Genomic DNA, 9,418 nt, shown 5'->3' with positions numbered 1-9,418 from the left:
GCTCTGGCGAATGTATCCCTCGGCGGGTTTGAGAGAGAGCGCGCTCACATCCACGTCGAGGTCGAGCGTCAGCGGATCGAGCGCGGCGGTGCCGCTCACGCGCACGGGGCTCTCCCCGATGGTGGTGGCAATGGAAACGGGGAAAGCCGCGCCGCCTGGAATGGTGATCGCGCCGGTTTCCACTGCGAGCGCGGCAAGGCTCACGTCGGCGGCGGGCTCCACGGTGGTGTCATTCCAGCGCACGCTGTACTCACCGAGTTTGAGGCCGCCCACGCGCACGGTCCACGGCTCGCCCTCGGGTTCGGCCGGTGGGGCCGGTTCTTCTTCTGGCGGAGCTTCCGCGTCAACCTCGGGCTGCGCGGCTTCTTCTTCGGGCGGGTTTTCTGCTGCGATTTCTTGCTGCGTGCTCTCTTCTTGTTGCGCGGCTTCCGCAGGCGGCGTTTGATCCCCGGCAACGTCGGGCCCGGGCGCTTCGGGAGTGACCGGCGTGAAGAGGCGCTGGAGGTTGAGCCCGCCCTCTGGGTCGTTGAGCGCCGCGACGGTGCCGCCGCTGGTGCTCACGCTGCCGAGCGTCACCTCCTGCTTGGCCAGGTCAAGGCCGATGCCGCCGATCTCGAAACCGGGCACGGCGATGACGGGCGCTTCGCCGCCTTTTTCGCGCACGTCGAGGTCCTTGAGCGTAAAGGTCCCGTCCGAGACGGTGACCTTGCCATTGGTGTCGGCGTCATAGCGCGCGCCCAGCGCGATCTGGCCGCCAGCGATTTCGAAGGCGAAGCGCTCCTGCACGTATTCCCACAGGGTGCGCGCGCGGATGTTGCGCAGCGAGAAACGCCCGCTCGAACGAACGGGATTGATGGCAAAGCTGCCCTCCCATTCGAGGGTCTCGCCCTGGCCGGTGCTGGCGGTAAAGGCGTAGGGGCTGTCCTTGCCGCGGCCGGTGTTGAAGTCCTGCACCGAAATGGCGATCGGTGTGACGTTGGCGACGAAGGGAACTTCCTTTGCGCCGTCGCGGAAGTAGAGGGTGCCGCCGGCGATGGCGAGTTCGAAGACGTGCAGGCCCGGCAATTCGCTGCTCTTTTCTTCGGGCACGTCCTCGGGTGTCTCTTCCTTCTCCATCAGGTCGGCGAAGTTGAGCTTGCCGTTCTCGAGCACCTCGATGCGCACGTAGGGCTCGCGTAGCGAGATCTCTGAAAAGGTGAGCGCGCCGCGCACGAGCGTCGAGAGCTGGAAGTCCACGAAGAGACGCTCGAAGCCGACGAACTTCTTCCCGTCGGGATCCTGGAGTTCGAATCCCTCAACTCCCAGCGCCAGCGTGAGCGGGTTGTAACTGACCTTGCGCACGCTCGCTTCGCGGTGGAGGGTGTCCCTGGTGACGGCGGAGAGCTGCGAGCGCACGACCGCCGGGACAATGAAGAAAGTCGCGACAGCGTAGATTACGTAGAGACCGCCCAGAATCAGGCCGATCTTCTTGAGTCGTTTGTTGCGTGGGTTCTCGGGGACCTCGCTCACGGCGGTACCTCAACTGACATGGAGGGGCGCGCGGCTGCGCCGGGCAGGTCGTCCCCCTCCGAATTGCCCGCCCGAGCGAGGGGGAGTCTACCACGCGCGGGGGCAAGGTCACGGGTGCGGGCGTTATTTGCGCGTGCCCAAAGAAAAGCGCCCGGTCCTTGCGGGACCGGGCGCTCTGGCAAAAGGCTGGGACTTTGCCGTGTTAAGGTGTGTACCAGATGGGTGAGGTCCAGGCGCGCTCCTGGATCGTGTCGGGAAGGCTGCCATTGCAGCAGTTGGCCAGCGGGCTGTCGGGATCGACAGTGTCGCAGGAGAGCTGCCCGCTCTGGATGGCCTCGTTGCACTGGGCGCGGTGCCAGCGGCAGGTCGGGTTCTCCACCACGCGGGCGTAGTAGAAGGCTGCCTCGTTGGGATTGAACTCGGGGTCTTCCCACACTTCGCACAGGCTGGCGTAGCCGCTGCCCTGGAGCTGGCAGGAATTGACGTCCACGCTGGCGCCGTTGTCGGGATTGCCGGCCACTTCAAAGACCTTCTCACGGGTGGTGACCTGGCCGTTCACGGTCTCGGTCCAGCCCTTGATGATCTGGATGCGCTGAAGCGGGGCGCTGAGCTGATCGCGCAGCGCGGAGACCGAGAAGCGCGGAGCCGCACCGGCCGGACGCGGCGGCAGGTCGCCGCCCATGGCGACGCCATTGCTGTAACCCTGGCTCACCATGTTGGCGCTGCCGCACATATTGGCGGGCAGATTCCAGCCGCCGAAGAAGCGCGTGATGATGCGCGTGCCGCTGGTGGCATAGGTCTCACGGTTCTGCATGGACTCGAAGATCGGGCCGCGGGTGTTCTGTTCGGCCCACACGACGGCCAGGCCGCCGGGGCTGAAGCGCTTGGTCTGCAGACCCAGGACTCCGCCGGCAAGCCCGTCAAGCAGTCCCATGCCGCCGCCGTCGAGGTTGTCCAGCGGCGAATCGGTGAGCCGGTCGGCCAGGGTTGCATCCTGGCTGCCGCCGTGACCGGGGAAGGCCTGCTCCTCGGTCGCGCCGGGGATGGAGTTGTGGGTGTCGGTGCTGCCGATGAAGCCCATCTTGAACGGGTTGGCACCGATGCGCTGCTGCTCGGCAATGCCGTTGCGAAGCGCGCCGCGCACGAAGTCGCTGGGCTCGATGCAACGACCGAGGAATCCGCCGCCCTGGACCAGCAGGTCCGAGCAAAGCGGCTTGCAGTCGGGCGAATCATCGGGGCTGCCGGTGCAGATCTCGGGAAGCAGCAGCTCGAAACCGCAGAGTTCGTCTTCGCTGCCGAGCGGTCCGGGACCAAAGGTGCACTCCGAAGCGCCCTTGTGCTGGTACATCTCAACGAGCGGTTCCACGCGCGAGCGAATGGCCGCCTGCGTGGCATCGTAGGGCGTGCCGTCTTCGGTAAAGGGCACGAACATGGCGCCGCCGCCCAGGTTCGAGTTGTGGGGGATGGCCAGCGCTTCGCAGCCGTTGGGGTTGTTGTTGCAGGCGGCGTCGAGCAGGTCGTAGAGCAGTTCCTGCTCGGGCGCATCGAGGAAGCTGATGGGCAGATCGGGAACGGTGTCGTTCTTGAAAATTATGTTCCGGTGCCAGTTGTTGGCCCGCGGTGAGCCGGTGTACTCGTACCCCACGAAGGTGGTGAACTTGCACTTGGTGCTCATGTCGTAGTTGTCCTTGGCTGCCTGCTGTTCACGCTGCCAGACATCATGCGCGCGGTCGTTGCACAGACCCGGGCGCAGGCGGCAAAGGTTCGACTCAAGGCCGTCGTCGGGAAGCATGCCACCAACCGAGAGTCCGAAGGCCAACATGCTGCCCAGCAGTCCGTCACTCGCACTTCCCCGGCGAACGGCGACGCACCAGGGACTCCAGTAAGCGGTCGTGCCGCCCTCGAAGCAGACCGAGGCTTCGGCCATGAATTCCGAGTGATCGGTCACCGCGGCGAAGTCGAGTGGCTTGCTGATTGTGATCTTGCGGTTGGGGTCATCATAGGGGGCCAGGTGGACTTCATCGCCCTTTGCAAAGGCATAGGCATCCCACGGGTCGTTCTCATTGCCGAACTGGACGGCATCGAGCGAGTAGCTCGTGTGGACGTGAAGGTCGCCGAAATAGGCGTTCTTGGTCGGGCTGTAGCCCTGACATTCACCGAGCGCGGGCTCGGTCGGTTCTGGTGGCGGCGGGGGCGTCCCGCCACCGGCGAAGGTGCCTGTGAAGAGCACCAGTGCGATCATAACTCCCTGAAATCGTTTCATTTTTTACCTCTCCTCCCAAATTCCCCAGTTCCCCTGGGCCAGACTTGGATTTTTGTTATTGCAGTCAAACTGTAATTTTGATATCACTATTGCAGTTGGCATGCAATAAAAAAATGCCCCGGGAATTGATCGACGGGGTGGGAGGCAAGCGATGACGACACCGGAAATTCAGAACAAGGCCCCGCAGGGGCGCATCAAGCGCATTGTGCGCGAGCCGCTTTTTCAGTTCCTTCTCGTGGGCGCGCTTCTCTTCGGTGCGCACGGCGCATTCGGTGGCGAGAGCGCGGGCAGGGACAGCCGCGTCATTGAAGTGCCCCCGGAGATGATCAAGGGCCTGCGCGATGAGTTCCTCCTTCGTACCGGTCAGCCCGCCGCCCACAGTGATCTCGAAGGCGCGGTGCGCAGTTATGTGGAGAACGAGGTGCTCTACCGCGAGGCGCTGCGCTGGGGCCTTGATCGCGACGATCCCATTGTGCGCCGCCGCCTTGTCCAGAAAATGCGCTTTGTCGTCGAGGACGGCGCGCTTGCCCAGGCGCCGACCCGCGAGAAGCTGCTCGCCTTCTTTGAGAGCGACCCGGAACGCTTCGAGCGCCCGGCCACCAGCAGCTTCGACCACGTCTTTCTGGCCAGTGATCGTCACGAGAACTTGAGTGACGATGCCGCCCGCGTGCTGGCCGCTCTTCAGAAGAATGACGGCGACTGGCGCGCGCGGAGCGACGGCTTTCTCTGGGGCGCGAGCTTCGAGAAAGTCGCCGATGGTCGGCTCTCTGAAATGATGGGTGAGGACGCCGCGGCACTGATCGGCGATTTGGAGGTCGGCGCTTGGCAGGGTCCAGTGCCCAGCCCCTTTGGCCTTCACCTGGTGCGTGTACGTGAGCGCAATGCCGCCCGCGTTCCGGAGTTCGAGGAGGCACGCACGGAGATTTATCAGGCCTTCCTTGAGGACGAGCGCGAATCGGCCCGCCGCACGGCCGTGGATGAGCTGATCGCCGGCTACGAGGTCAATGCCGAGTATCCCGAGATGCACGTGGCGGAGCTGGCGCAATGAAAACAAAAACACTGATCACCGCAACCATCACCCTGATCCTGCTTCTCGCGCCGCGTCTTGTGATGGCGCACCAGCTCGAATTCGGTATTTTCGAATTGCGCGAGGCCGAACCCGGTATCTTCAATGTTCTGTTTCGTTACTCGGGAAGTGAACACGCCCCCGTCGCGGGTGAGCCGACCCTGCCCGCGCACTGCAAGGCGCTCGGGATGATTACCGACAACATGACCAGCAATGGCATGTCCGCGCGCTGGAAGGCCGACTGCGGAGAGCAGGGGCTCGAAGGCAGCGAGATCACCGTCGCGGGAATCGCGCAGACCCATGCGCAGGTCCTGCTGCGTGTGATCTCCGCCGGTGGCCAGGTGCATGAGGCGATGCTCGATGCAAAGCACCCGGCCGAAACGATCGGCGGCGAAATGTCCGAAGCCTCTTCGGTGGGCCTGCAATACGGATCGCTCGGTGTCGAACACATCCTGACGGGCATCGATCATCTTCTGTTCGTGTTGGCGCTGGTGTTGCTTGTGGGCTCGGGACGAAAACTGCTGGGCACGATCACGGCCTTTACCGTGGGACATTCGATCACGCTGGCGCTCTCTGCGCTGGACATCGTCCGCGTGGCAAGCGCGCCCACCGAGGCGCTCATTGCGCTCAGCATCCTGCTGGTGGGCGCGGAACTGCTGCGCGATCCCGATGCGCCAAAGACGCTGACCCAGCGCTACCCGGGACTCATCTCGGCGACCTTCGGTCTCTTTCACGGGCTGGGATTTGCCGGCGCGCTCCGTGAGATCGGTCTGCCCCAGGGAGAGATCCCCACGGCGCTCTTTTCCTTCAACGTGGGCGTGGAACTCGGTCAGCTCCTCTTCGTGGGCGCGCTCATCCCGGTGCTGGCGCTGGCGCGGCACTTCGCGGGAGAGCGCGCACCGGTCATCACCCGCTGGGGCGCTTTCGCGTTGGGAAGCGTCGCGTCCTTCTGGTTCTGGGAGCGCATTGCGGCTACCTTTGCCTGATCCCGCGCGGCAGGGGCCGCTGCATCACTGAAGGAAGCAACCGTGAAACGACTCCCACTGCCTGCGCTTCTTGCGCTCGTCTCGATATGTTTTGCCCAGCCCGTTCACGCGGTGGACGGTCTCTCGGGCGGCAAGGTCGTCGCCCCGGTGGCCGAAGCGCTCGGCGAGGGCGAGGTCGAGCTCGAGGGTGGCTACGAATTCTTCCGCGCGAGCAAGTTCATCGATGCCACGGGGACCGCGCGCCCGCTGGGCGGGCGCCTCTCCGAACAGGCGCTCGCGCTGCGCGCCACCTTCGGCGCGGCCGAGAACTTCGAGCTCGGCGCCGCCTTCAGCATCTTCCATTCAGAAGACGCAACCGCTCTCCCCGCAGTGACCGATACCGGCATGAGCGATCTGGGGCTTGGCGCGCAGTATGTGTTTGGATTCAGCGACCAACTCGCTGCGGGGCTCCGTGGCGGCGTTTCGCTTCCCACCAGCTCTTCGATGTCGGCATTCGGCGGCCATGGCGGCGTGGTGCTCTCGGCAAGCTTCGCCGATGTCTGGACCGCCGACCTGGACTTCGAGGCCGGCGGGACCACCGCCGGGCGCACCGAGACCGGCAACGCCAGGTGGTTTCTCGCCTGGAACGCGGCACTTGGTTACTCGCCGCTTGAATCCCTGGAACTCACCCTCGAATGGAATGCCCTGCACGAGCATGCACCGGGCGGCCCCACGGCGCACGTTCACATGGTGACCCCGGGCTGCATCTGGAGCGTTAATGAAAGCGTGGCGCTGACGACGGGTGTGTCCTTCGTGTTGCCCGTTCTGAGCCGCAACACCGATCAGGCGATGACCTTTGTCTCGACCGTCGCGTTTGTTCAGTAGTTCTCAGGAAACCAGAAGAATCTGCGTGATGGCCTTGCTCACTGCGGCCTTGGCCCTGGCGACGCTCAGCCCTTCGATCTGTCGCAGGATTTCCCAGTAGTTCCATGAACACACCGCGCGCAGATTCGCCTCGCGCGTGGCGCGCTCCTCACCCGAAAACTTCTCGAGCTCCTCGGCGAATACGTGGCAGAACTGGGCGCCCTCGGTCTGCCAGAACGAGAGCAGAAAGTCAGAGATTTCTCGCGAGCGAAACGCGTGGTGATAGCTATAGCGGCGGTTGTGCTGGACGAACTCGTAGGCCTTGGCCCGGGCCTTGACGAAGTAGTCGCGCCGTTCCTTGAAGGTGCCCTCGAAAATCAGGTCCTCGAGCAGCGGGGCCACCACCGGCCGGTTGATCCTGTGGGATTCGAGCAGCAGCCGCTTCATGTCCTTGAAGTGGTGGTAGACAAGGCGCTCGGAGACGCCCGCGCGCTCGGCAATCACCGGGGCGGTGGGGCGCCGGTTGCCCTCGCGCACCAGCTCGACAAAGGCCGCGACGATGGCTTCCTTCGACTTCTCCGCCCGCGCGGAGGGCTTGCGCTGCTTCTTTTCCGGCTCACTCATGCTGGGTTCAAAATGATTGAATTTCCGCTGGGTTGCAACATGGCTGCAACTTCTCGCGAAGCATTCGAACGCGCCGCTTGCCACGGGTCGGCGCGCTTACTACGGTTCGCTGAACATCTGTTCAGCTCCATGCGAGACATCGCGCACGCTGAACCAGATTGAGGGAGAGGCCCATGAGCGAGCTCGAAGAATTCCGCGCGGATGTGCGCGCCTGGCTCGAGGAGAATTGTCCCGAGTCCATGCGCACGCCGATGCCCGACGATGAAACCGTCTGGGGTGGTCGCCGCGCAACCTACAAGAACCCCGATTCAAAACTCTGGTTGGAGCGCATGGTCGAGAAAGGCTGGACCGTGCCGGCCTGGCCCAAAGAGTATGGCGGCGGCGGGCTCAGCGCGAAGGAAGCGCGTGTGCTCGAACAGGAACTGCGGCGCCTGAACTGCCGCCCGGCCCTGCAGAGCTTCGGCATCTGGATGCTCGGGCCCGCGCTGCTCGAATTCGCGACCGAAGAGCAGAAACTCAAATACCTGCCGCCCATCGCCCGCGGCGAGATCCGCTGGTGCCAGGGCTACAGCGAGCCCAACGCGGGCTCGGACCTGGCGAGCCTGCAGACCAGCGCCGTCGAGGACGGCGACCACTTCATCGTCAACGGCCAGAAAGTCTGGACGAGCTACGCCGACAAGGCCGACTGGATCTTCTGCCTGGTGCGCACCGACAAGAGCACCAAGCACGACGGCATCAGCTTCCTGCTCTTCGACATGGAGAGCGAGGGCGTCTCGGCAAGGCCCATCCGTCTGATCAGCGGCGCCTCGCCGTTCTGCGAGACCTTCTTCGACAACGTGCGCGTTCCAAAGGACCAGCTCGTCGGCCCTCGCAACGGTGGCTGGACCATTGCCAAGCGCCTCTTGCAGCACGAGCGCCAGATGATCTCGGGCTTCGGTCTGGGCGGCGCGCTCTCGGGCGACAGTGCGAGCCGCTCCATGGAAGCGCTTGCCAAAAAGTATGTCGGCGAAGAGGAGGGCCGCGTCGCCGACCCGGTGCTGCGCGATGCGATCGCGCGCCACAAGATGAAGGGCAGGGCATTCGCGCTCACCACGCGGCGCGCCGCCGAAGAGGCCAAGGCCGGCGGCATGGGCGCCGCGTCCTCGATGTTCAAGTACTACGGCACCGAGCACAACAAGAACCGCTTCGAGCTGATGCTCAAGGTCATGGGCAGCGCTGCGCTGGGCTGGGAGGGCGAGGGCTTTACCCCCGCCGAACTTTCCATCACCCGCCAGTGGCTCCGTTCCAAGGGCAACTCCATCGAGGGCGGCACCTCCGAAATTCAGCTCAACGTCATCGCCAAGCGCGTGCTTGGTCTGCCCGACTGAGAGGAAAGCAGAGATGGGACTCGTACTCACTGAAGAACAGGCGGCGCTCAAAGATGCCGCGAGAAAATTCGCCCAGCAGAAGACGCCCGTCACCGAGATGCGGCGGCTTCGCGATTCCGGTGACGCGACCGGATTCGACAAGAAACTCTGGCAGGAAATGGCGCAGCTTGGATGGGCCGGCATTCTCGTGCCCGAGGACTTCGGCGGCGCGGGGCTGGGTTATCGCGAATTGGGCGTTGTGTTCGAGGAACTCGGTCGCACGCTGGCCCAGACGCCGCTGCTCTCCACCGCCGCGCTGGCGGTGACGGCGATCAACGCCGCCGGCAGCGACGCGCAGAAGAAAGCGCTGCTCGAGAAGATCGCCACCGGCGAGCTGCTTGTCGCGCTCGCCGTGGACGAGGGCCCGCAGCACCGGCCCGCGCACATCGCCCTGAAGGCGGAAAAGGCGGGCGGCGGCTACAAGCTCAGCGGCGAGAAGACGCTGGTCTTCGAAGGCAACGCCGCCGATCGCTTCATCGTGGCCGCGCGCACCTCGGGGAGACCCGGCGAGGAGGGCGGCATCACGCTCTTCCTGGTCGCCGCCGACGCCCCGGGTGTGAGTGTCGCGCCCACGCATCTTGTCGACTCGCGCCGCGCGGCCAACGTCGTCTTTGAAAACGCGGAGGCCGGCGAGATCCTCGGCGCCGTGGACGGCGGTTACGAAGCGCTCGAAAAAACGCTCGACGCCGGGCGCGCCCTCCTTGCGGCCGAGATGCTCGGC

Annotated in this window: 8 protein-coding genes; 5 read left to right on the top strand and 3 right to left on the bottom strand. The window is 64.7% G+C overall.

Annotated elements, in window-relative coordinates; all coding sequences use genetic code 11:
• Positions 1-1,509, bottom strand: a 1,509-nt coding sequence (locus KDH09_08865; GenBank protein ID MCB0219790.1) for a DUF748 domain-containing protein, incomplete at its 3' end; no start/stop codon positions are given.
• A gap of 202 nt (positions 1,510-1,711) precedes the next feature.
• A complete protein-coding gene (locus KDH09_08860; protein MCB0219789.1) occupies positions 1,712-3,772 on the bottom strand; it encodes a DUF3604 domain-containing protein in 2,061 nt (686 codons plus the stop codon).
• Positions 3,773-3,923: 151 nt separating this feature from the next.
• Between KDH09_08860 and KDH09_08855 the strand changes: the two genes are divergently transcribed.
• From KDH09_08855 to KDH09_08845, 3 genes are read left to right on the top strand one after another with little or no spacing between them, the layout of a single operon-like run.
• Positions 3,924-4,820 (top strand): peptidyl-prolyl cis-trans isomerase, encoded by an 897-nt coding sequence (locus KDH09_08855; protein MCB0219788.1) that lies wholly within the window; start codon positions 3,924-3,926, stop codon positions 4,818-4,820.
• Positions 4,817-5,824 carry a HupE/UreJ family protein gene (locus KDH09_08850; GenBank protein ID MCB0219787.1) on the top strand — a complete coding sequence of 336 codons (1,008 nt, stop codon included), beginning with the start codon at positions 4,817-4,819 and terminating at the stop codon, positions 5,822-5,824. The genes KDH09_08855 and KDH09_08850 overlap by 4 nt, the downstream gene beginning before the upstream one ends.
• Positions 5,825-5,866: 42 nt before the next feature.
• Entirely contained in the window at positions 5,867-6,688 is an 822-nt protein-coding gene (locus KDH09_08845; GenBank protein MCB0219786.1) for a hypothetical protein, read from the top strand.
• Positions 6,689-6,691: 3 nt separating this feature from the next.
• On the opposite strand, the gene KDH09_08840 is transcribed toward KDH09_08845, so the two are convergent.
• Complete coding sequence (locus KDH09_08840) at positions 6,692-7,291, bottom strand: TetR/AcrR family transcriptional regulator (GenBank protein ID MCB0219785.1); 600 nt, start codon at positions 7,289-7,291, stop codon at positions 6,692-6,694.
• 173 nt (positions 7,292-7,464) lie between these two features.
• Between KDH09_08840 and KDH09_08835 the strand changes: the two genes are divergently transcribed.
• Positions 7,465-8,658: an acyl-CoA dehydrogenase family protein gene (locus KDH09_08835; GenBank protein MCB0219784.1), complete on the top strand. Its 1,194-nt coding sequence runs from the start codon at positions 7,465-7,467 to the stop codon at positions 8,656-8,658.
• A 13-nt stretch (positions 8,659-8,671) separates the two neighbouring features.
• Positions 8,672-9,418: acyl-CoA/acyl-ACP dehydrogenase (locus tag KDH09_08830; GenBank protein MCB0219783.1), on the top strand; the 747-nt coding region annotated here is incomplete at its 3' end.

Source organism: Chrysiogenia bacterium, assembly GCA_020434085.1.
In the GTDB taxonomy this organism is placed as follows: domain Bacteria; phylum JAGRBM01; class JAGRBM01; order JAGRBM01; family JAGRBM01; genus JAGRBM01.
Note: the sequence above shows the minus strand (reverse complement) of the source record. Positions and strands in the feature narration are given on the sequence as shown.